This window comes from Streptomyces sp. NPDC054796, from assembly GCF_053611545.1.
This window is the reverse complement of sequence record NZ_JBSHAO010000005.1, coordinates 220,930-242,790: the sequence shown is the minus strand read 5'-3', so window position 1 is coordinate 242,790 and position 21,861 is coordinate 220,930. Positions and strand designations below refer to the sequence as shown.

The following is a 21,861-nucleotide window of genomic DNA, read 5'->3' as shown; positions in this document are numbered from 1 at the left end:
GGAGTTCGCCATGAGTGCCACCGCCGCTCCAGCCGTGGAGCGATCAGCGATCAAGAAGATCGCCGTCCGGCTCGTCCCCTTCGTCGCCCTGATGTTCTTCGTGAACTATCTGGACCGGACGGCCATCTCCTTCGCCGAGCCCAACGGCATGGGCCAGGACCTCGGCCTGACCGCCGCCCAGTTCGGCCTCGCGTCGGGCGTCTTCTTCATCGGCTACATCGTGCTCGAAGTGCCCAGCAACATGGCGCTGCACAAGTTCGGCGCCCGCCGCTGGCTGGCCCGCATCATGATCTCGTGGGGCGTCGTCTCGCTGCTGTTCACGTGGGTGCAGAGCAGCGGGCAGCTCTACTCGCTGCGCTTCCTGCTGGGGGTGGCCGAGGCCGGGTTCTTCCCCGGCGCGATCCTCTTCCTCAGCCAGTGGGTGCCCGCCCGGCACCGCACCAAGATCCTCGCCCTCTTCTACCTCGCCCAGCCGCTGACCACGGTCATCGGCGCCCCTCTCGCGGGCTGGCTCATCAACCAGCACGGTGCCTTCCTAGGCCTTGAGGGCTGGCGCTTCATGTTCCTCGGGGTCTCGATCCCGGCGATCGTCCTGGGCGTCGTCGCCTGGTTCTACTTGATCGACCGCCCGGCCGACGCGAAGTGGCTGACCCAGGCCGAGAAGGACTGGCTGACGGCCGAGCTGGCGCGCGAGAACACCGCCAAGACGGACGGTACGGACGGCGCCGACGGTAAGGCCCACGGCGGCAGCGGCAGCGGCAGCGGCAACGGAAGCGGCGGCAGCGGCAGCCACGGCAAGGCGGCGCTCAAGGCCGCGTTCACCAGTGGGCGCGTCTGGACACTGGCGGTCATCTACTTCGGCTTCATCTACGGGCTGTACGCGCTCGCGTTCTTCCTGCCCACGATCATCAAGGGGTTCGAGGAGCAGTACGACACCAGCTTCGACGTGCTCCAGACCGGGCTGATCACGGCGATCCCGTATCTGCCCGCGGCCATCGTGCTGTTCTTCTGGTCCCGGCACGCCACCCGGCACGGGCTGCGGTCCTGGCACATCGCGGGCCCGGCGGTGGTCGGCGGGCTGAGCATTCCGCTCGCCCTCTACATGGGCTCACCGGCCGCCACCATCGCCGTGATCACGGTGACCGCGTGCGCGATCTTCGCCGCGCTGCCCACCTTCTGGTCGCTGCCCTCCCAGTTCCTGACCGGGGCCGCGGCTGCCGCGGGCATCGCGCTGATCAACACCGCGGGCAACATCGCGGGGTTCGCGGCGGGCTACATCACCGGCTGGCTCAAGGACTTCAGCGGCACCTACTACCTGCCGCTCTTCCTCGTCGGCGCGTTCATGCTGCTGTCCGCCGTGCTGATGCTCCGGCTCAGCGCCCGGGAGGGGAAGGGCAAGGGGCCCCGGACGCCGGAGGGGTCGACGGGACGGACAGGTTCGACGGGATCGGCGGGATCGGTGGGATCGGCGGGATCGGCGGGATCGGCGGTGGCCGAGGGCGCCCCCTCCGCGCCGCAGCCCCTCGCGCCTCCCGCCACCGGCCGCTGACCCCCGCGCGCTCCCGCCCCCCCACCGCGTCCCCACGCCCGCCCCCCCCGCTTCCCCCTCCTCACGGTCCTGGAGGCCGCCTCTCATGACTCGACTGTTCAACCAGCCCTCCGCCTTCGCGGACGAGGCCCTGGAGGGCTTCGTCGCCGCGCACCGCCGCTGGGTACGCGGCGTCCCCGGAGGCGTCGTCCGCAGCACGCCCACGGTTCACGGGCAGGTCGCGGTCGTCGTCGGCGGCGGCTCTGGCCACTACCCCGCGTTCTCCGGTCTCGTCGGCCAGGGGCTGGCGCACGGCGCGGCGGTCGGCAACGTCTTCGCCTCGCCCTCCGCGCAGCAGATCCACCAGGTCGCCAGGGCAGCGCACTCCGGCGGCGGAGTGCTGCTGGCCTTCGGCAACTACGCCGGGGACGTACTGCACTTCGGGCAGGCGGCGGAGCGGCTGAACGGCGAGGGCATCCGCTGCGAGACGCTCGCCGTCACCGACGACGTGTCCAGCGCCGATGCGTCCGAGCCGGAGCGGCGCAGGGGCGTGGCGGGCGATCTGACGGTCTTCAAGACGGCGGCAGCGGCGGCGGAGCAGGGGCTCGCGCTGGACGAGGTGGTGCGCCTCGCGCGCCTCGCCAACGCGCGTACGCGCTCCTTCGGCATCGCCTTCTCCGGCTGCACGCTGCCCGGCGCCGAGGCGCCCCTGTTCGAGGTGCCGGAGGGCCGGATGGCCGTCGGCCTGGGCATCCACGGGGAGCCCGGGCTCGGGGAGCGCGAGGTCCCCAGTGCGGACGAGGCGGCCGGGCTGCTGGTCTCCACGCTGCTGTCCGAGCTGCCCGACGGCGTGGCCGCGCCCCGTGGGCAGCGTGCGGCGGTGCTCCTGAACGGGCTGGGCTCGGTCAAGTACGAGGAACTGTTCGTCGTCTACCGGCGCGTCGCCGCCCTTCTGGAGGAGGCGGGCGTCGAAGCCGTCGATCCGGAGGTCGGGGAGCTGGTCACCAGCTTCGACATGGCGGGCGTCTCGCTCACCCTCTGCTGGCTGGACGACGAGCTGGAGCCGCTGTGGCGGGCTCCGGCCGACGCGCCCGCGTACCGCAAGGGGAGCGTGGCACCGGCCGGTTCCGGAAACGGGGCTGGAGTTGGGGCCGGGGCTGCGCCTGTTGCCGTCCCCGCGACCGAGCCCGTTCCGGGTGCGAGCGATGCCTCCCGCCGTGCGGCCCGTACCGCGCTGGCCGCCCTGGAGGCCACAGCGCGCACCGTCGCGGGGCAGGAGGAGGAACTCGGCCGGATCGACGCCGTCGCGGGCGACGGGGACCACGGCATCGGGATGCGCCGCGGCTCCTCCGCCGCCTACGAGGCGGGCCGTGAGGCGCTCGGCCAGGGCGCCGGAGCGGGGACGCTGCTCCAGCGCGCCGCCGACGCCTGGGCCGACCGCGCGGGCGGCACCTCGGGCGCACTGTGGGGCGTCGTCCTGCGCGCGTTCGGCACCGCGTTCGGCGACCAGGAAGCGCCCGCGCCGGGGACCGTCGGCGACGCCGCCGCGGAGGCGTCGGCCGCCGTGCGACGGCTCGGCGGGGCCGAGGTCGGCGACAAGACCATGGTGGACGTGCTGGTGCCGTTCGCCGAGACGCTCGGCAAGGGCGTCGCCGAGGGCCGCGCGCTGACCGTCGCCTGGGACGACGCCGCGACGGCCGCCGAGCGCGCCGCCGAGGCCACCGCCGAGCTGCTGCCCCGGATGGGCCGGGCCCGCCCGCACGCCGAGAAGAGCCTCGGGACCCCGGACGCGGGCGCCGTCTCGCTCGCCCTGATAGCCCGCGCGGTGCACGGCGTACTGGCCGCCCGGCCCGCAGGGGGCTGAGCCGACGGACAGCCGCACCCGCACCCGCACCCACGCCCGTGCCCGTGCCCGCGTCGACGAGCCGAAGCACCGCACCACCCCGAAGCACCGCACCACCGAAGTACCGCACCACTAAGGAAAGCTGAGATGGCTGACAAGGCTGACACCGCACCGCAGGCCCCCGCGCTCCGCATCGTCGTCGGCAGCGACGACGCCGGATACTCCTACAAGGAGGCGCTGAAGCAGGACCTGGAGGCCAGCGGACTCGTCGCGTCCGTACGGGACGTGGGCGTCGACGCGGACGGCCACACCGCGTACCCGAAGGTCGCGATAGCCGCCGCCGAACTCGTCGCCGCGGGCGAGGCGGACCGTGCCCTCCTGGTGTGCGGCACGGGCCTCGGCGTGGCCATCGCCGCGAACAAGGTGAAGGGCATCCGCGCCGTCACCGCGCACGACAGCTTCTCCGTCGAGCGTGCCGTCCTCTCCAACAACGCGCAGGTGCTCACCTTCGGCCAGCGCGTCGTCGGCCTGGAACTCGCCCGCAGGCTGGCGGCGGAGTGGCTGACGTACCGCTTCGACACCTCGTCCGCCTCGGCCGCCAAGGTCCAGCTCATGTGCGACTACGAGGAGAGCCGCGACGGCGACGACGCGCCCGGCACCGGCACCGCCTCGGGCCCCGGCACCGGCCCCGGTCACGAGGCGGCCTGACATGACCCCCGACCACCCCACAAGGGCCTCGGCGGCCTCGGCAGCCTCGACCACCCCGGCCGCCTCGGCCGTCACCATCGGCGTCAGCCTCAAGATGTACTTCGGGCACCACGAGACGCTCAACTGGTGCCGCCGCATCGCGGCCATCGCCGACCGGCACCCCGCCGTCGTCAGCGGACTCGCCGAGACCTTCGTCCTGCCCTCCTTCCCGACGCTCGCCCCCGCCTGCGGCATCCTCGCCGGATCGGGCGTACGGATCGGCGCCCAGGACCTGTGCGCCGAGGACAACGGCGCCTACACGGGCGAGGTCGCGGGCCCTCAACTGAGGGAGATCGGCTGCTCCTACGCGGAGGTCGGCCACGCGGAACGGCGCCGCCTCTTCGGCGAGGACGACCACACCGTGGCCACCAAGACGGCGGCCGCGCTGCGGTCCGGGCTCACCCCGGTGCTCTGCGTCGGCGAACCGGAGCGCGTGCGGGTGGGCGAGGCGACGGAGCGCTGCATCGACGAGGTGTCCTCGGCGCTCGCCGTCGCGGCGCGGGACGGTGCGGGCGGTGTGCTGGGGCGCGTCCTGGTGGCGTACGAGCCGCAGTGGGCCATCGGCGCCCCGGAACCCGCCTCGCCCGAGCACATCGGCGCCGTCTGCGCGGGCCTGTCCGCGTGGCTGGCGGAACAGCCGGGCCTGACGGGCAGCCGGGTCATCTACGGCGGCAGCGCGGGCCCCGGCCTGCTGACGCGGCTCGGCACGCGCGCGGGCGGCCTGTTCCTGGGCCGGTTCGCCCACGACCCGGCGGCCTTCGCCCAGATCCTCGACGAGGCCGTCGCCCTCCACGGCCTCCCCCAGGGGAGCCACCCGCAAGGGGGCCCGCCGCAGGGGAGCCGCCCCCAGGGGACGACCGGCGGCCACGGAAACGGAAACGGAACCGACACCCTGGAAAGGAGCGCGTGATGGCCTACGGCCTGAGCACGTACGCGTTCTTCTGGCGCCTGTCCGAACGGGCCCCGAAGCCGCTGACGGTTCGCGAGATGCTGGAGAACACGCGCGCACTGGGCGCCGACGTCTTCCAGATCTGCGACCACCCCGTGATCGAGTCCTTCACCGACGCCGAGCTGACGGAGGTGCGCGCCGCCGCCGACGACCTGGGCCTCCGCCTGGAACTCGGCACCCGAGGCGTGGCCCCCGGCCACCTGCGCCGCTACCTCCGTCTCGCGGAAGCGCTGGGCGCCACGTTTGTGCGCAGCATGCTCAACACCGCCGGCCACCGGCCCTCCACCGACGAGGCAACGGCCCTGCTGCGCGAGACCGTGCCCGCCTACGCGGAGCGCGGCGTCACCCTCGGCCTGGAGACGTACGAGCAGGTCTCCACGGACGATCTGCTCACCGTCGTACGGGCCGTGGACAGCCCCCACCTGGGCGTCTGCCTGGACCCCGGCAACAGCGTCGCCCGCCTGGAGCGGCCCGTCGACGTGGTGGAGCGCACCGCCCCTTACGTGGTCAACATCCATGTGAAGGACTTCGCGTTCAGCCGCCGCGACGGCTGGGTCGGCTTCACCTTCGCGGGCTGCCCGCTCGGCGAGGGGCTGCTCGATCACGCCCACATGGTGGAGCGGGTCCGTCCCGACGAGCGGGACATCAACCAGATCGTGGAGCACTGGCTCCCGTGGCAGGGCGGCTTCGAGGAGACCGCCCGGCTCGAAGACCAGTGGACACAGCACAGCGTCAACACCCTCATGAGGAGCAAGTGATGTCCGAGCAGGAGACCGAGCAGCGGACCGTCGCCGTCATCGGCGCCGCGGGCAAGATGGGCCAGCGCGTCTCGAACAACCTCGTAGAGAGCGACTTCCGGGTCCTGTTCAGCGAGAACTCGCCCAAGGGACAGGAACTGCTCCGGGAGAAGGGCCGCGAACTGACCGACTCGGCCCAGGCCGCCGCCCAGGCCGACGTCGTCATCCTCGCCGTGCCCGACATCGTGCTGGGCACCGTCTCCGAGGCCCTGGTGCCCCTGATGCGACCCGGCTCGGTGCTGCTCACCCTGGACCCGGCCGCCGCGTACGCGGGGCTGCTCGCGCGCAGGGCCGACGTCGTCAACGCGGTGGCGCACCCCTGCCACCCGTCCGTCTTCCTGGAGCGCACCACCAAGGAGGAGTGGGCCGACACCTTCGGGGGGATCGCCGCGCCCCAGGAGGTCGTGGCCGCGTACGAGGGCGCCGACGAGAGCCGCAAGGACCTGGCAGACGAGGTCATCCGCACCATGTACGCGCCCGTCGTGGACGTCCACTGGGTGACGGTCAAGCAGTTGGCGGTGCTGGAGCCGACCCTCGTCGAGACCATCGCCTGCATGGTCGGCGCCCTGCTCACCGAGGCCCTGGACGAGACGGTCAACACCGTCGGCGTGCCCGAGAAGGCCGCCCGCGCGATGCTGCTCGGCCACACCCAGGTGGCGCTGGCCAACACCCTGAAGGGGTCCAACCCGTTCTCCGACGCCTGTCTGATCGCCATGGACTACGGGCGCGAGTCGATCGTCAAGGACGACTGGAAGAAGGTCTTCCAGGACGACGAGCTGGACAAGGTCATCACGCGGATGCTGAAGATCAAGGAGATCAGGCGCGCCGAGGCGGCGTGAACGGGGCAGGGGGAACGGGGCGGGGAGCGGGAAGGGGGCACCGGGTTGGCGGTGCCCCCCTCACAAGTACCGCGCGTACGCGTCCAGCGTGCGCAGTACCTCGCCCTCCTCGCCAGCGGGCAGCCGCAGGACAACCTGGTCGATGCCCAGTTCCGCGTAGTGCTCCAGCTTGCCCGGTGACGGTTCCACGAAGCTGGGCACCACCATGGGCCGCTCCGGGCCGCGCCCGGCCCGCTCCCATGTCTCGTGGAGGACCGGGAGCGCTTCGGCCAGGCCGCTGCCTCCGATGGGGATCCAGCCGTCCGCGTACTCCGCGATCTGCGCGAACAGCTTCGGCCCCGCGGCCCCGCCCAGCAGCACCGGCGGTCCGCCCCGTCGGGCGGGCTTGGGGTGCGCGAGGCTGGCGCTCACGGAGCCGAAGGCGCCCTCGTAGGGCGTCGGTTCCGGGTCCCACAGCGCCCGCATCAGCGCGATCCGGTCACGTACCAGCTCCCTCCTGCCGGACCATTCGACGCCGTGGTCGGCGGCCTCCTCCACGTTCCAGCCGAAGCCGACGCCGAGCCCGCCGAGGCTGAACCGTCCCTCGGAGAGCAGGTCGAGCGTCGCGACCGTCTTGGCCAGCGCGATGGGGTCGTGCTGGGCGACGAGGGTGACGCTCGTGCCGAGCGCGATGCGCTCGGTGACGGTGGCCGCGGCGGCGAGCGCGACGTAGGGGTCGAGCAGGCGCCCGTACTCGCGAGAGAGCGGTTCGCCCATCGGTGACGGGGTCTCGCGGCTGACGGGAATGTGGGTGTGCTCGGGGAGGTAGAGCCCGTCGAAACCGCGCTGTTCGACCTCGCGGGCGAGCCGGGCCGGGCGGATGGTCTCGTCCGTCGAGGGGATTGTCGTCGCGATCCGCATCCAGGGCCCTTCTCTCGGCGTCCTGACGAGTGGTCTACGGTTCTACGGTTCCGTGGCCCAGGCCCGTACGACGGGTGGGCCACCGTCACTCTGCACACGATCACGGGGGAAATCCATGCGAACTGCCACTCTTGTTCTCTTCCTGGGAGCCCTGCTGGGGCTGGGGCCCGTCGCCGCGCACGCCTCGACGCCCGCGTATCCGCACAAGAGCCCGTCGTCGGAACGGACATCGGGCCAGACCACGAGCCGGACGACGGGCCAGACGTCCACTCAGACGTCCACTCAGGCGTCCAGCCGGACCTCCGGCCTGATCTCGGCCCACTCCGCTTCCGCTTCCACCGTGCAGGCGGCCCCCGGGCGGTCCTCGGGCGGGAGCAGCGGCGGGGGGAGCCGCAGCGGTGGCGGCAGCACGGGCGGCACCGTCAGCGGCAGCGGCGGCATCAGCAAGGACAACGGTTCCAGCAGCGGCACGAGCCGTTCCACCAGCGGGGTCACCACCACCGGCACCACCGGTACCAGCGGCACGAATGGCAGCAGCACGACGAGCAAGTGGGTCAAGCGGCTGCTTATGTACCTGCTGCTGCCGCTCGTCCTGATCGTGGCGCTGGTCGTCTTCCTGGTTCGCCGCGCCCGCCGCGGCTGAACCCGGGCGCGGCCGAACCCGCCGCGACCGAGCACGGCGGAACCGAACCCGGCGGGGCCGAGCCCGCGCGGCCCCGCCACCGTCCCCTCCCGGGCCCCTGTCCGGAGCACCGAAGTCCCTCGTCACCCCCTCTTCTCCGAGTTATCCACAGGGCTTTCCCTGCCTGTCCCGCCCGCGTACAACTGTGTCTCGCGGCACTTTCGACGCAGGGGGGCGGTCCGGGATGGAACGACGCGAGGTCATCAAGCTGTCCGCGGTTGCGGGCGCGGCCAGTGTGCTTACGCTCAATACCGTGAGCTTCGCTCGCGCCGCGGGCGGCGGCGTGGAAAACGGCCCGGACGGCAGCCAGGACGGCGGTGGTGCCGGGCGGGGCGGCGGCGCCGAGGAGAGCCGGACCGTGCGCGGCCATCTGCCCACCGGCGCGCCGGACTTCGTCTATCTGCCGGTCGAGGTGCCCGGCGGCGTGCGCGAGATCGCCGTCTCGTACACGTACGAGAAGCCGCAGGTCCCCGCGGGCACTCCGGGGAACGCGCTGGACATCGGCATCTTCGACGAACGGGGCACGGCGCCCGGCGGCAAGGGGTTCCGCGGCTGGTCGGGCGGCTTCCGCACCAGTTTCGCGATCAGCGCCGAGAAGGCCACTCCCGGCTATCTCGCGGGCCCGGTGCGCGAGGGCACCTGGCATATCGCCCTGGGGCCCTACACGGTCGCGCCCCAGGGCCTGGACTACGAGGTGACGGTCACCCTCCGCCACGGTGAGCGGGGCGAGACGCCGAAGCCCGCCTATCCGCCGGAGCGCGCCAAGGGGCGGGGCAGGGCCTGGTACCGGGGCGACTGCCATCTGCACACCGTCCACTCCGACGGGCAGCGCACCCCGGCGGAGGTCGCGGCAGCGGCGCGCGCCGCCGGGCTCGATTTCCTCACCACCACCGAGCACAACACCACCTCGGGGCACGCCGCCTGGGAGGGGCTGTGGGGCGAGGATCTCCTCGTCCTCTGCGGTGAGGAGGTCACCACGAGGAACGGGCACTATCTCGCCCTGGGTACCGAGCCGGGCACCTTCGTGGACTGGCGTTACCGCGCGCGGGACGACGCCTATGAGCGCTACGCCCGCAGGATCCGCCGGGCCGGTGGCCTGGTGGTCCCCGCCCATCCCAACTGCCCGTTCGTGGGCTGCCAGTGGAAGTTCGGCTACGAGGACGCGGACGCCGTCGAGGTCTGGAACGGCCCCTGGACAGCCGATGACGAACTGGCCGTCGCCGCCTGGGACAACATGCTGGTGTCGGCCGCAGAGAGCGGCGACGGCTGGCTTCCGGCCATGGGGAACAGCGATGCCCACCGCGAGCCCCAGGTCGTGGGGCTGCCCCAGACGGTCGTCCTCGCCGACGACCTGTCCCGGCGCGCGCTGCTCGACGGTATCCGCGCGGGCCGCAGCTATCTCGCCGAGTCCTCGAAGACCGGGCTGAAGCTGTCCGCGAGCGGCGGCCGGGGCGAGCACGCGGGCATCGGGGACCGCCTCCGCGTCCCGGGCGACGCGGAGGTGACGGTCAGGATGGAGGTCTCGGGCGCGCCCGAGGGCGCCACGTTCCGCCTGCTGACCGACCAGGGGGAGATGCGCTCGGGCCCCGTGAGCGCCGCGCCCGTCGAGTGGCGCACCACGGCTTCCCTGGCCACGTACGTCCGCGCGGAGATACGCCACAAGGTGCCCGAGGGCTCCCCCTCGGGGATACCGGGCGCGATGGCGGCCATGACCAACCCCGTGTGGCTGGACGCCACCGCCTAGCCCGCCGCCCCGGTCCCCGCGCCCGCTCTCCCCGCGCCCGCTCCCACGGGCTCTCCGGCGAGCCTGCGCAGGGCGGTCTCGGAGGGTGATCCGGGGTCCACGGTGTAGGTGCACAGCGTCTGGTCCGGGTCGAGGGTGAGCCGGAAGGTCTCGTAGGTGACCGTCAGCTCACCTGCCCCGGGGTGGTGGATGCGCTTGGTGCCGGAGAGCTTTTCGCGCACCTCCTGCTCCTCCCACAGCGCGCGGAACTCCGGGCTCTCCTCCAGCAGCCGTGCGAGGACGCCCTCGACCCGGGGGTGGCCTGGGTGCCGTCCGGTCTCGGCGCGGAGGGCGGCGACGGTCTCGGCGGCCACGCTGTCCCAGTCGGGGTGCAGCGCCCGGCTCTCGGGGTGGAGGAAGACGAGCAGCGGGCTGTTCCGCTCCTCCGGGGGCAGCGTCTCCATGTCGTAGGCGATCCGCGCGCCGAGCCGGTTCCAGGCCAGGTAGTCCAGTCCGGGGCCCACCACGAAGGCGGGCACGGTTTCCATCGAGTCGAGGAGGCGTTGGATCTGGGGCCGTACGACGAGGTTGTCGGTGCCCCCGTGCCGGTGGCGCGGCGCGGCCAGGTTGCGCAGGTGGCTGCGCTCGTCCTCGGTCATCCGCAGCGCCCGTGCCAGGGCTTCCAGCACCGAGTCCGAGATGCCGTGCGCGCGGCCCTGCTCGATGCGGACGTAGTAGTCGACGCTGATGCCCGCGAGCTGGGCGACCTCCTCGCGGCGCAGCCCGGGCACGCGCCTGCGGTTCGGCATCCGGGGCAGTCCCGCCTCGCCCGGTTCCAGAGCGGCCCGGCGGGCTCTCAGGAACGCGGCAATGCCCATCGTCTCCGTGTGCTCGCCTCGTGCCATGGCTCCAGTATCCGCCGGGTGGTACTGCCGGACCCAGGCTGAGCCTGATCTGGTTGCCGGCCGCGGGAGCCCGCAGAGTCGTCCCCGTAGACGCACGGAACAGCCACAGCCACGCACACGCGCAGGCACACGCACACAGAACGAGGGGTACGCAGCGATGCGACGCAGGATTCTCGGCGGGACGGGCATCTCCGTCAGCGACCACGCGCTCGGCGCGATGATGTTCGGGGGCCTGAGCGACACGGACGACGACGAGGCCGTCCGCATCATCCACCGCGCGATGGACGCGGGCATCAACTTCATCGACACCGCCGATGTCTACTCCACCGGCGGCTCTGAGCGGGTCGTCGGCAAGGCGCTCAAGGGGGCCCGTCGCGACGAGGTGGTCCTCGCCACCAAGGGCCACCTCCCCATGGGCCCCGACGCCAACCAGGGCGGCAACTCGCGCCGCTGGCTCACCCGGGCGCTGGAGGACAGCCTCCGCCGCCTGGGCACCGACCACGTCGACCTGTACCAGGTGCACCGCCCCGACCCGGACACGGACATCGACGAGACGCTCTCGGCACTGTCCGACTTCGTCCGCTCGGGCAAGGTACGCGCCGTCGGCACGTCCACGTTTCCCGCCGAGCAGTTGGTCGAGGCGCAGTGGGCGTCGGAGCGTCGCGGGCATGTCCGCCTCCGTACCGAGCAGCCGCACTACTCGCTGCTCGCGCGCGGTGTGGAGCGGGCGGTGCTGCCGACGGCGCAGAAGTACGGGCTCGGCGTGCTGACGTGGGGGCCGCTGTCCGCGGGCTGGCTGTCGGGCCGCATACGCTCCGCAGCGGACGTCGACCTCGGCCAGGGGCGCGGCAGCGTGGAGCGGCACAAGTTCGACCCCGCGCTGCCGGGCAACGCGCGCAAGCTGGAGGCCGTCGGCCTGCTCGCCAAGCTGGCCGAGGAGGCGGGGCTGCCGCTGCCCCAGCTGGCGACGGCGTTCGTCCGCGCGCACCCGGCGATCACCTCGGTCATCCTCGGCCCCCGCACGATGGACCACCTGGACTCGCTGCTCGCGGGCGCGGAGGTGACGCTGAGCGCGGACGTCCTGGACCGTATCGACGAGATCGTCCCGCCGGGCACGGACCTCAACGCGGACGACTTCTACTTCACCCCGCCGCCCCTGACCGACGCGTCCCTGCGCCGCCGCTGACCGGCCCCGCCCAGGCCGGACACACCCAGTCCGCCGCCCCCTTCTAGGATGCGAGCATCCGGGGGCGGAGGGGGACGAACCGTGAAGCGTGCACTCGTCGGGCTGTCGACGCCGATCACGTACGACTACGAGAACATCCTGGGGCGGACGGAGCACGGCGGGACCATTCCCAACGCCGTACTGGAGAACGTGACCGGGCTGCTGCTCTGCTACGACGAGATCTGGTTCGTCTCGCGGGAGTTCTGCCCCGTGGACCTGCGGGAACTGCCGTACGTCAAGTTCATCGACGACCACCCGGAACTGTGGCAGCGCAGCCTGGTGGCACGCGAGCAGTACGACTACACGGACTTCCGGGAGACCGTCACGAGGATCGGCGAGGCCCGGCCCGACGACTATCCCGATGTGGTGGACAGGATGCGGCGGGCCCTGCCCTGCGCGTTCGGGCCCGACAACCACTCCCGTGGCATCACCCCAGGGTTCGGGCAGGGGAATTCCGCCGACCCCGTCCTCTTCGTCCAGGACCTCGGCATCGCCGCCGCCATGGACATGGACGTGGACCTCGTCTCCAACAGCATCATGGCCAGGGCGCTGCGCGCCCTCGGCCGGGCCGCGCCCGGTGGCGGGGTCGAGACGTTCGAGCAGTGGCAGCTCCAGGCGGCGGAAGAGGTGGTCGCGCTGCGGACGATCGACCATCTCGGGCCGCGCGGCGCCTATCACGAGTCGGTCGAGGACCTGCGCGCGCACGCTCGTCTCCGGGAGTTCCGGGACTACATGAGCGAGGCGGACAGGCCGGACGCGGACGCGACGGCCCTCGCCGCCGAGGTCTGCCAACTCGCCACGCGGCACTCCGTGGAGGTCATGGACCGCTTCGTGCGGGGCAGGGGAAAGCTGCGCACCATCGGCAGGGCGAGCATCGGCCCTGCGGGCAACCTCGTCCACCCTGGGCTCGGCAGCCTGCTCAGCGGCGCGCTGTCCCTGGGCGAGTGGAACAAGGAGAGGAAGCAGCGCCAGAACGTGGCGTGGGCGCTGTTCGTGCTCCAGGCGCGGAACGGCCGGTAGCCCGGTCGGAGCCCGGCCGTTCCGGTGCTCTTCCGAGGCCAGGGCTTACAGCGAGTGCCGACGCCCCTGGGGTGCGCCGCCCCCGCGCGTCACCGTTCCGGCGTGCGGACCGTGCGGACCGTGCGGACCGGCGTGTGGACGGTTCGCGTACGAGTCGGCGGCCGGTTTCGCCGTGCCGCCCTCGCGCGTCGGGGTCCCACGGCCCGTCGCGCTCAGCGCCGCCGCCTGGGCCACTGTCGTACTCCCCGGTGCGACAGGTGGCCGGGCGGCGCCGGGACTCACCGGCCCGTGGTGCGTGGGAAGGGGCGGATAGTAGGTGCCCGCGTCCTGCGGGAGGAGCTTTGCCGCGTAGTAGGACACGCCCTGCGCGAGGGCGCCCGCACCGCCCAGCGCCGGACTGAGCGCACCGGCGCTGGAAGCGCCGTACACGGCCGCGCCGACGACGTTGACGACGCCGCTGGCGGCTTTGTAGTAGTTGGGTTTCGGGTGGATGTGGTCCGGGTGCCAATAGATCTGCCAGGCGTGTCCGGCCTCGTCAGCGACCTGTTTGAGCCCGACGATCCCGTTTATCGCGACACCGGCTCCATAAGCCTTGAGGTTTCTCGTGATGGTGCCGATCCCCTGGAGGGCGAGGGGAAGACCTTCAAGGGTGGCTTCCAGTGCTCTTTGACGCCGGGGAGACTCGCTCATATTTTCCGCCACTTGCCGTATGCCGTATGCCGTATCCGCGGTTTCGCGGTTCATTCCGGAATACGGCGAAGGGCGCCCTCGTGACGCGGCCGTTGACGGGCCTCATACGGTCCGGCCAGCGCTTTTAACGCTTTCCCCGTACCCACCTCACCCCGTCCCGCCTCACCTCGTGCGCACCGTCTCCGTATCGCGCCCCGACCTCAGTACCGTGCCGGGCACGGCGCCCGTGACCTTGTCGTCGCGGACGGTCTCCACGCCGTTGACCCAGACGCCGACGATGCCCGTGGCCTCGGAGTCGAGGCGGGGGCTGTCGCCGGGGAGGTCGTGGAGGAGGCGGGCCGGGCCCGCGTCGATGCGGTCTGGGTCGAAGAGGACGAGGTCCGCGTGCCAGCCCTCGGTCACGCGGCCCCGCTCGCGCAGCCCGAACAGCCGCGCCGGGTCGTCCGTCAGCATCTTCACCGCGCGCTCCAGGCCGACCAGCTTCCGCCCGCGCAGGCAGTCGCCGAGGAAGCGCGTCGTGTACGGGGCGCCGCACATGCGGTCCAGGTGGGCGCCCGCGTCGGAGCCGCCGAGCAGCACGTCCTCGTGCTCCCAGGTGCGGCGGCGCAGCTCCCAGCTCGCGGGGTCGTTGTCGGTGGGCATGGGCCACAGCACCGTACGCAGATCGTCGGCGGCGCAGATCTCGACGAGGCACTCGAAGGGGTCGAGCCCCCGCTCGGCGGCGATGTCCCGGACGACGCGCCCCGACAGGCCCTCGTTGGCGGCCGAGTAGGTGTCGCCGATGACGTAGCGGTCGAAGCGCGCGAGGCGCCGGAAGACCCCGGCCTCCTTGCTGTCGGCGCGCCGCAGCATCTCCGCGCGCACCGCCGGATCGCGCAGCTTCGCGACGCGCTCGGCGGGCGGCAGCCCGAGGATGTCGCCCCAGCCGGGGATGAGGTTGAGGGCGCAGAAGGTGCCCAGCGACATGTTCATCGGGGTGAGGATCGGCATCGTCAGCGCGACGACGCGTCCGCCCGCCTTGCGAGCCCGCTCGCTGGCCTCCAGCTGCCGGGGCACGCGCTCGGGCACGGCGGCGTCGATGGTGAGGACGTTCCAGTTCAGGGGGCGTCCCGCGACGGCGCTCATCTCGGCGAAGAGGTCGATCTCCTCGTCCGAGAACTGGTCGAGGCAGCCGGAGACGATCGCCTCTATCTGGGTGCCCTCGTGCTCGGCCACCGCGCGGGACAGGGCCAGGAGTTCTCCGGGCCGGGCGTGCCGGGAGGCGACGGGCTCGCCGTCGCCGTCGGAGTGGGTGGCGGACTGCGTCGTGGACAGGCCCCACGCGCCCGCGTCCATCGCCTCGTGGAAGAGGCGCAGCATCTCGGCGAGCTGCTCCTCGCTGGGCTGCCCGCCCACCGCTTCGGCGCCCATGACGTGCCGCCGCAGCGCGCAGTGGCCCACCATGAAGCCCGCGTTGACGGCCGTGCGCCCCTCCAGCGCGTCCAGGTACTCGCCGAAGCCGTGCCAGTTCCAGGGCGCGCCCTCCTCCAGCGCGACCAGGGACATGCCCTCGACCTTGGACATCATCCGACGGGTGTAGTCGGCGTCCTCAGGGCGGTCCGGGTGGAGGGGCGCGAGGGTGAAGCCGCAGTTGCCGCCCGCGACGGTGGTGACGCCGTGGTTCATCGACGGGGTGGCGTAGGGGTCCCAGAAGAGCTGCGCGTCGTAGTGGGTGTGCGGGTCGACGAAGCCGGGGGCCAGGACGAGCCCGGCCGCCTCCTGGCTGGAGCGCGCCTCCTCGTGGACGGTCCCCGGTTCGGCGACGACGGCGATGCGGCCGTCCCGTATGCCGACGTCGGCGGTGTACGAGGGCGCGCCCGTGCCGTCCACCACGGTCGCGCCCTTGATCAGGTGGTCAAGCATGGTTCCGTCTCCTCCTCGGGCTCGGGTTCGGCCTCGGATCGGCCTCGGGTTCGGATCGGCCTCGGGTTCGGATCGGCCTCGGGCGGTTGGTCACCGGTTCCGGAACGCACGCTCACCGGCCGCGGGACGGGGCCCGGCCCCGGCGCCCGCCCCGCGACCGGTAACGGCGCGCGCTCAGCCCCGCGCGGCCCGTGCCGCGTCCCGGAAGCGGGTCGTCCTGTGCACCGGGTCCGTGTCGATCTGCGGGATGACGTGCTCGCCGATGAGCCGGATCGTGTTGAGCGTGTCCTCTGGCGGGATGCCGATGGGCAGCCCGAACGAGAGCTGGTCGGCCCCGGCCTGCTCCCAGCGCTTGCACTGCTGGAGCACCTCGTCGGGGTTGCCGCAGATCATCAGCTCCTCGGCGATGAGCAGGTCGATGACCTCGTCGGTGTACTCCGGCAGCAGCTCCGGCCACTCCGGTATGCCCTCGGGCCGGGGGAAGGTGTCGTGGTAGCGGAACAGCAGCGACTGGAGGTAGTGCAGGTTTCCCTCGACCGCCAGCCGCCTGGCCTTCTCCGTCGTCTCCGCGCAGATGGCCGTCGAGGTGACCATGACGTTGTCGTTGACGAAGTCGCCCACCGGCTCCGCGTCCTTGACGGCGCCCTTGTACGACTCCAGCACCCACTCCATGTCGGAGACCTTCTGGATGCTGAAGCCCAGCACGCCGAGGCCCTTCTTGCCCGCCATGGCGTACGAGGAGGGCGACCCGGCCGCGTACCACATGCCCGGGTGCGAGCCCCCGTACGGCTTCGGCAGGATCTTGCGCGGCGGCAGCGACCAGTGCTTGCCCTGGAAGCCCTGGTACTCGTCCTGGAGCCACATCCGCGGGAACTCCGCGATGGTCTCCTCCCAGATCTCCTTGGTGTGGTTCATGTCGGTGATGCCCGGCAGGAAGCCCAGGATCTCGTGGGAGCCCGCGCCCCGGCCCGAGCCGAACTCGAAGCGCCCGCCGGAGAGGTGGTCGAGCATGGCGACCTTCTCGGCGACCTTCACCGGGTGGTTCACCTGCGGCAGCGGGTTGAAGATGCCGGAGCCGAGGTGGATGCGCTCGGTGGCGTGCGCGAGGTAGCCGAGGAAGACGTCGTTGGCCGACAGGTGCGAGTACTCCTCCAGGAAGTGGTGTTCCGAGGCCCAGGCGTACTTGAACCCCGACCTGTCCGCCTGGATGACGTACTCGGTCTCCTCGACCAGGGCGTGGTGCTCGGCCTCCGGATCGGTCCTCGCCCGCGAAGCGGGCACGTATCCCTGCACAAAGAGCCCGAATTCCAAGGCGGTTCACTCCCTCTTCGGTCCTGCTTCTCTTTTCTGACGGTGCGTCAGATATGGATGTGCACGACTCTGGCACCGGCTCCGTGGAGCGTCAATACCTGACGACGCATCAGACACGGGGTTCGTGCGCCCCGGCCTCACAGCAGCGAGAGGCCCGCCATCCAGCCACCGTCCACCACGAATGGCTGGCCCGTGATGTACGAGGAGTCCTGGGACGTCAGGAACAGGGCGAGGGCCGCGACCTCATCGGCCCTGCCGATACGTCCCTGCGGCACGACCTTCGCGTAGAGCGCGTCCAGCGCCTCCCGCGAGCCCTGGTCGTCCACCTCCAGGCCGTTCTCCGACGCCTGTCGCGGGTTGCTCATCGGTGTGTCGATGGCGCCGGGACACATGGCGTTGACCCGGACGCCCTTGGCCGCCAGCTCCATTGCCGCCACCCGCGTCATGCCGACGATGGCGGCCTTCGTCGCCGCGTACGAGGTCAGGAAGGCCATGCCGGACAGCGCCGTGTACGAGGCGGTGTTCACGATGGTGCCGCCGCCAGCGGCCGTCAGCTCCGGCGCGAGGGTGCGCATCCCGAGGAAGCAGCCGACCTGGTTGACCTCCACCACCTCGCGGTACTCCGCCAGCGAGGTGCCCGTCAGCTCGGCGAAGCGCACGATGCCCGCGTTGTTCACCAGGCCGTCCACCTTGCCGAACCGCTCCTTGGCGACGACGACGGCCGCGGCCCAGTCCTCCTCGCTGCGCACGTCAAGGTGGACGTACACCGCGCCCCCGCCGCCGTTCCCCTTCTCCGACGCCAGCTCCTTGGCCAGCCGCTCACCCCGCTCGTCCAGCACGTCGCCGAGCACGACGCGCGCGCCCTCGGCCGCGAACAGCCGTGCCTCCTGCTCGCCCTGGCCCCGCGCGGCCCCGCTGATGACGATGACGCGCCCGTCGAGTTTGCCCATGTCCAGCGCCTCTTTCCCTGTCCCTGTGTGGTGGTGAACGGTGCGGTCCGGTGCTCGACGGGGCACACCACCCGCCTTCGACGGGGCACGCCCCGGCCCGTCAGTCCTCCAGCAGCGGCGCCACCCCCGTCGCGAACGCGGCCATCTGGTCCAGGAGTTCGTCGCGCCCCCGGCTGCGGAACCGGACCTGGAGCTGCCGCACCCCCATCGCCGCGTACGCGCGCAGCGACTCGGCCAGCGCCTCCGGCCCGCCCGAGAGCGTGTGACGCCCGGTGTCCCAGCCGGGCGTGCCCACGTACAGCGGCTCCGCGATGGCGCCGACGGTGAACGGCTCCTCGACGCCCGCCGCCTCGCGCAGCGCCCGCAGCTTCTCGATCTGCCCCGGCAGCCGGTCCCTGGGGTCGCCCTGGGGCAGCCACCCGTCGCCCCGTACCGCCGCACGGCGTACCGCCGCGGGGGACGAGCCGCCCACCCAGATCGGCGGCCTGGGTGTCTGCGCCGGCCTGGGCCGCTGTCCGAGCCCCGAGAAGCGGAAGCGCTCCCCCGCGAACTCGGGGAACTCCTCCTCGCCGAGCGCCGCCTTCAGCGCGTCGACGGTCTCGTCCAGTACGGCGCCGCGCCCCGCGAAGTCGGCGCCCAGCATGTCGAACTCCTCGCGCACGTGCCCCGCGCCCACGCCGAGGATCAGCCGCCCGCCCGAGAGGTGGTCGAGCGTGGCGTACTGCTTGGCCGTGGCCAGCGGGTGCCGCAGCCCGACGACCGCCACGTGGCTGAGCAGCCGCACCCGCTGGGTGGCGGCTGCCAGGAAGGACAGGGTGGCGACGGGGTCGTACCAGACCGTGCTCATGGCCGCGGCCAGCCGCCTGGGGATCGCGACGTGCTCGCAGCAGGCGATGTAGTCGAACCCGTGCAGATCGGCGGCCCTGGCGACGGCGACCAGGTCCCCGGCCCCCGCCTCCGCCTCCCACGGCTCGGTGTAGATGGCGCTCTGCGACTGGACCGGCAACTGCATCCCGTACAGCACGACGCACCCTCCTCGGCTCGGTGCGGGCACGCCGCGCGCCCGCCGCTGTGCGGGCCCCATGGTGTTATCTGACGGGCCATCAGACAAGAGGAGTGCGGTCCCCGGCGCAAGCTGGCATGATCCGGATGCGCGCCTCGGGCAACCGTTGTTTAACGTAGGCGGTGTACACAGGTGTCAACTGGTGCACCATGAGTGACTGAAGAGGAACCGGTGAAGCGCATTTACGCGCCTCCCGGCTGCCTCGCCCCGCCCCCGGCGGAACCGGCCACTCGCCGCAAACCGAACACTGTCCCCAGCACTCCATGACCGAGGACACCGATGACCGAGATACCGGTGGCGCTGATCGTCATCCTGGCCTTGGGCACAGTCGCCGCCATCGTCACGGCCCTGCTGCTCGTCCGCGCGCGGGGGGAGGCGCGCCGCCTGCGGGCACGCGTCGACTCCGTCGAGCAGGACCTGCGGTCCGCCTCGCGCTACAACGCCACCCTCACCTCCCGGCTCCAGGCAGCCGAGAGCGAGGTCCAGCACCTGTCGAGCGCCCGGATCCCCGATCTGACGGTCGCCATGGCCCACACCGACGTCCCGGTGCGCGGCCCGCTCCACAGCGAGACCGTGGGCAGCGGCCTCGACCAGGCCCTCACCACCGTCCTCGACCAGTTCAGGGACGCCGTCGACAAGGAGCGGCTGCGCGTGGACGCCGCCGCACAGGCCGCGCTGCGCGGCGCGGCGACCACGATCCAGGCGCTGCTGTACCAGCTCCAGACGCTGCTCCAGCGGATGCAGGAGCGCTACGACGACCCCGCCGTCGCCGAGGACCTCCTCGCCGCCGACTTCCTCAACGAGCAGGCGCTGCGCCGCATCCAGTCCACGGCCGTGGTCTGCGGTGCCTGGCCCGGCCTGACGCGGCAGAACTCGCACCTGGCCGACATCGTCGTCGGCGCCAGCTCCCGCCTCAACGGCTACGAGCGCATCCAGGTCACCAACCAGTTGCGCGACCCCGTGGGCGTGGTCGCGCGCGCCGTGGAGCCCGTCGCCGTCGCGCTGACGGAGCTGCTGGCCAACGCGCTGCACTACTCCCACCCCGACCTGCCCGTCGCCGTCACCCTCCAGCAGGGCAACCGGGGCGCCTCCGTGATCATCGACGACGCGGGCGTCGGCATGCACGGCGACGAACTGCGCCGCGCGGCCCGGCTGATGGGCGGCCAGGATGCGGTGCTCATCACCGAACTGGGCGACCCGCCGCGCAGCGGCTTCGCCGCCGTGGGCCGGCTCGTGCGGCAGTACGGGTTCAGCACCCACGTGGAGACCTCGCCGTACGGCGGCGTCCGGGCCATCGTGCACATCCCCGGCGACCCGCTGCTGACCCTGCTGGACGAGGAGGAGCACCCGGTGTCCGCGATGGCGCCCCTGCCGCCGACGAGTTCCTCGTCCGTCCCGGCCACGCCGGAGGGCGCGAGCCTCCCGGTGCGGGGCCGCTCGACGCGGGCGCCCGAGGCGGCGCCCGCCCCCGCGGCACCCGAGGTCCCGGCGGGGGCGCCCGAGCCCGCGCCCGCGTCGGCCGAGGCCGAACTGCCGCGCAGGCGCAGGCGCCGCGCCCTGCCCGAGGAGAGCGGCGCGCCGCAGTCCTCCGGTGCGCACGCCCGCGCGAGGGGCGAGGGCGAGGGCGCGCACGAGGCGTACGGGCACTCCTCGCACTCCGCCCGGTCCGGCCACGCCGGCCACTCCGCACACCGCCCCGAGCCCGCGCCACAGCCCGACGCGCGGGAGAGCGCGGCACGCTGGGCCGCCTTCCAGCAGGGCACGGCATCAGGCCGGGCCGCGGTCCAGGAGAGCGAGTCCGCCGCCGCCTCCGCTTCCCCCGGCGGCGCGCCGCTGCCCGAGCAGGCCCCCGAGCAGACGCCGGAACCCACGTCCGTACCCGCGCCCCGTGCCCCGTACGACGGCCCCCGTACCGAATCCGACGCCGACCCCCGTGAGTCCGAAGGGAATTCCCCCGCATGACATCCCCCGCACGCAGGTCCGTCCGAGAGGACACGTCCTGGGTACTGGCCCCGCTCCTGGACCTGCCCCACGTCGTCCACGCGGCCGTCATCTCAGGAGACGGCCTCATCGAGGGCGCTTCGCCCGGCCTGGAGCGGGAGGCGGCGGAGGGCGTGGCCGCCATGATGTCCGCCCTCCAAGGCGCCGCCCGCACCACCACCGTCGCGTTCAGCGGCGACTTCGGGGTCAAGCTGCGGCAGACCGTGATCGAGTCCGATCAGGGCTGGGTCTTCGCGATCCCCGCCGGTGAGAACACCTGCCTGGCCGTCTTCGCCGAGCCCGAGGTCAACATGGGCGTCGTCACCCACCACATGCAGGTGCAGGTGGCGACGCTCGGTGCCAAGACCATGAACGCGCCGCCCCGCGACGACACCCCCGACCGGTCTCCGCACGACGCGCCCGCATGACTCCGCCACCCCGCGACAGCAGGCGCCTCGTCCCGGCCTACCTGGCCACCTCAGGGCGCGCCCGGCCGAGCCGCAACACCCTTGACCGGCTGACCGTGCTGTCCGGCTCGGCGGGCACGCTGCCGGGCGGACTCCGGCCGGAGGAGCGGCGGCTGCTGGAGCTGCTCCTCCCCGGCGCGCTCTCCCTGGCCGAGACGGCCGCTCACCTGCGGCTGCCGGTCAGTGTCGTGCGGGTCCTCGCCGCCGACCTGGTCGACGCGGGCCATCTCCAGGCCCGTGCGCCGATACCCGATGCCGAACTGCCCGAGCGGCAGATTCTGGAGAAAGTTCTCGATGGACTCCGCACTCTCAAGTCGTCCTAGTCCCGGCCCCGAGCCGG

20 protein-coding genes are annotated in these 21,861 nt (G+C 72.5%); 13 read left to right on the top strand and 7 right to left on the bottom strand.

Annotation, left to right across the window (positions count from 1 at the left end):
• Positions 1-10 precede the first annotated feature (10 nt).
• From ACWGJ2_RS06750 to ACWGJ2_RS06725, 6 genes are all read left to right on the top strand, one after another.
• Positions 11-1,549, top strand: coding sequence for an MFS transporter (locus ACWGJ2_RS06750; RefSeq protein ID WP_453344882.1), 1,539 nt, complete (start codon positions 11-13; stop codon positions 1,547-1,549).
• 85 nt (positions 1,550-1,634) lie between these two features.
• On the top strand, positions 1,635-3,392 hold the full coding sequence (locus ACWGJ2_RS06745) for a dihydroxyacetone kinase family protein (RefSeq protein WP_453344881.1): 1,758 nt from the start codon (positions 1,635-1,637) through the stop codon (positions 3,390-3,392).
• A gap of 126 nt (positions 3,393-3,518) precedes the next feature.
• Entirely contained in the window at positions 3,519-4,079 is a 561-nt protein-coding gene (locus tag ACWGJ2_RS06740; protein ID WP_453344880.1) for a ribose-5-phosphate isomerase, read from the top strand.
• Position 4,080: 1 nt separating this feature from the next.
• The gene (locus ACWGJ2_RS06735) at positions 4,081-5,028 is read left to right on the top strand and encodes a triose-phosphate isomerase family protein (RefSeq protein WP_453344879.1); all 948 of its coding nucleotides are present in this window, start codon (positions 4,081-4,083) and stop codon (positions 5,026-5,028) included.
• Complete coding sequence (locus tag ACWGJ2_RS06730) at positions 5,028-5,825, top strand: sugar phosphate isomerase/epimerase family protein (protein ID WP_453344878.1); 798 nt, start codon at positions 5,028-5,030, stop codon at positions 5,823-5,825. The genes ACWGJ2_RS06735 and ACWGJ2_RS06730 overlap by 1 nt, the downstream gene beginning before the upstream one ends.
• Positions 5,825-6,703 (top strand): phosphogluconate dehydrogenase C-terminal domain-containing protein, encoded by an 879-nt coding sequence (locus ACWGJ2_RS06725; RefSeq protein ID WP_453344877.1) that lies wholly within the window; start codon positions 5,825-5,827, stop codon positions 6,701-6,703. Before ACWGJ2_RS06730 ends, ACWGJ2_RS06725 begins: the two co-directional genes overlap by 1 nt.
• Before the next feature lie 60 nt (positions 6,704-6,763).
• On the opposite strand, the gene ACWGJ2_RS06720 is transcribed toward ACWGJ2_RS06725, so the two are convergent.
• A complete protein-coding gene (locus ACWGJ2_RS06720) occupies positions 6,764-7,603 on the bottom strand; it encodes a TIGR03619 family F420-dependent LLM class oxidoreductase (protein WP_453344876.1) in 840 nt (279 codons plus the stop codon).
• Between the two features lie 115 nt (positions 7,604-7,718).
• Between ACWGJ2_RS06720 and ACWGJ2_RS06715 the strand changes: the two genes are divergently transcribed.
• Complete coding sequence (locus ACWGJ2_RS06715; protein WP_453344875.1) at positions 7,719-8,246, top strand: hypothetical protein; 528 nt, start codon at positions 7,719-7,721, stop codon at positions 8,244-8,246.
• 223 nt (positions 8,247-8,469) lie between these two features.
• Positions 8,470-10,029, top strand: coding sequence for a CehA/McbA family metallohydrolase (locus ACWGJ2_RS06710; protein WP_453344874.1), 1,560 nt, complete (start codon positions 8,470-8,472; stop codon positions 10,027-10,029).
• Here ACWGJ2_RS06710 and ACWGJ2_RS06705 read toward each other — a convergent pair.
• Positions 10,026-10,913: a helix-turn-helix transcriptional regulator gene (locus tag ACWGJ2_RS06705; protein WP_453344873.1), complete on the bottom strand. Its 888-nt coding sequence runs from the start codon at positions 10,911-10,913 to the stop codon at positions 10,026-10,028. The genes ACWGJ2_RS06710 and ACWGJ2_RS06705 overlap by 4 nt on opposite strands.
• A gap of 157 nt (positions 10,914-11,070) precedes the next feature.
• Between ACWGJ2_RS06705 and ACWGJ2_RS06700 the strand changes: the two genes are divergently transcribed.
• Positions 11,071-12,099 carry an aldo/keto reductase gene (locus ACWGJ2_RS06700; protein ID WP_453344872.1) on the top strand — a complete coding sequence of 343 codons (1,029 nt, stop codon included), beginning with the start codon at positions 11,071-11,073 and terminating at the stop codon, positions 12,097-12,099.
• A gap of 81 nt (positions 12,100-12,180) precedes the next feature.
• Entirely contained in the window at positions 12,181-13,158 is a 978-nt protein-coding gene (locus ACWGJ2_RS06695) for a hypothetical protein (RefSeq protein WP_453344871.1), read from the top strand.
• 45 nt (positions 13,159-13,203) lie between these two features.
• Here the strand turns inward: ACWGJ2_RS06695 and ACWGJ2_RS06690 are convergent, their stop codons facing one another.
• From ACWGJ2_RS06690 to ACWGJ2_RS06670, 5 genes are all read right to left on the bottom strand, one after another.
• Entirely contained in the window at positions 13,204-13,848 is a 645-nt protein-coding gene (locus ACWGJ2_RS06690) for a hypothetical protein (RefSeq protein WP_453344870.1), read from the bottom strand.
• A 162-nt stretch (positions 13,849-14,010) separates the two neighbouring features.
• On the bottom strand, positions 14,011-15,750 hold the full coding sequence (locus ACWGJ2_RS06685; RefSeq protein ID WP_453344869.1) for an N-acyl-D-amino-acid deacylase family protein: 1,740 nt from the start codon (positions 15,748-15,750) through the stop codon (positions 14,011-14,013).
• 174 nt (positions 15,751-15,924) lie between these two features.
• Positions 15,925-17,061: an LLM class flavin-dependent oxidoreductase gene (locus ACWGJ2_RS06680; RefSeq protein ID WP_453344868.1), complete on the bottom strand. Its 1,137-nt coding sequence runs from the start codon at positions 17,059-17,061 to the stop codon at positions 15,925-15,927.
• Positions 17,062-17,198: 137 nt separating this feature from the next.
• Complete coding sequence (locus tag ACWGJ2_RS06675; protein ID WP_453344867.1) at positions 17,199-18,011, bottom strand: SDR family NAD(P)-dependent oxidoreductase; 813 nt, start codon at positions 18,009-18,011, stop codon at positions 17,199-17,201.
• A 100-nt stretch (positions 18,012-18,111) separates the two neighbouring features.
• Complete coding sequence (locus tag ACWGJ2_RS06670; protein ID WP_453344907.1) at positions 18,112-19,023, bottom strand: LLM class F420-dependent oxidoreductase; 912 nt, start codon at positions 19,021-19,023, stop codon at positions 18,112-18,114.
• Positions 19,024-19,353: 330 nt separating this feature from the next.
• Here ACWGJ2_RS06670 and ACWGJ2_RS06665 point away from each other — a divergent pair, with 330 nt between their 5' ends.
• Genes ACWGJ2_RS06665 through ACWGJ2_RS06655 form a run of 3 tightly spaced genes read left to right on the top strand, consistent with a single transcriptional unit; the run spans position 19,354 to position 21,844 of the window.
• Entirely contained in the window at positions 19,354-21,036 is a 1,683-nt protein-coding gene (locus tag ACWGJ2_RS06665; RefSeq protein ID WP_453344866.1) for an ATP-binding protein, read from the top strand.
• Positions 21,033-21,482 (top strand): roadblock/LC7 domain-containing protein, encoded by a 450-nt coding sequence (locus ACWGJ2_RS06660; protein WP_453344865.1) that lies wholly within the window; start codon positions 21,033-21,035, stop codon positions 21,480-21,482. The genes ACWGJ2_RS06665 and ACWGJ2_RS06660 overlap by 4 nt, the downstream gene beginning before the upstream one ends.
• Positions 21,479-21,844 (top strand): DUF742 domain-containing protein, encoded by a 366-nt coding sequence (locus tag ACWGJ2_RS06655; protein ID WP_453344864.1) that lies wholly within the window; start codon positions 21,479-21,481, stop codon positions 21,842-21,844. Before ACWGJ2_RS06660 ends, ACWGJ2_RS06655 begins: the two co-directional genes overlap by 4 nt.
• Positions 21,845-21,861 lie beyond the last annotated feature (17 nt).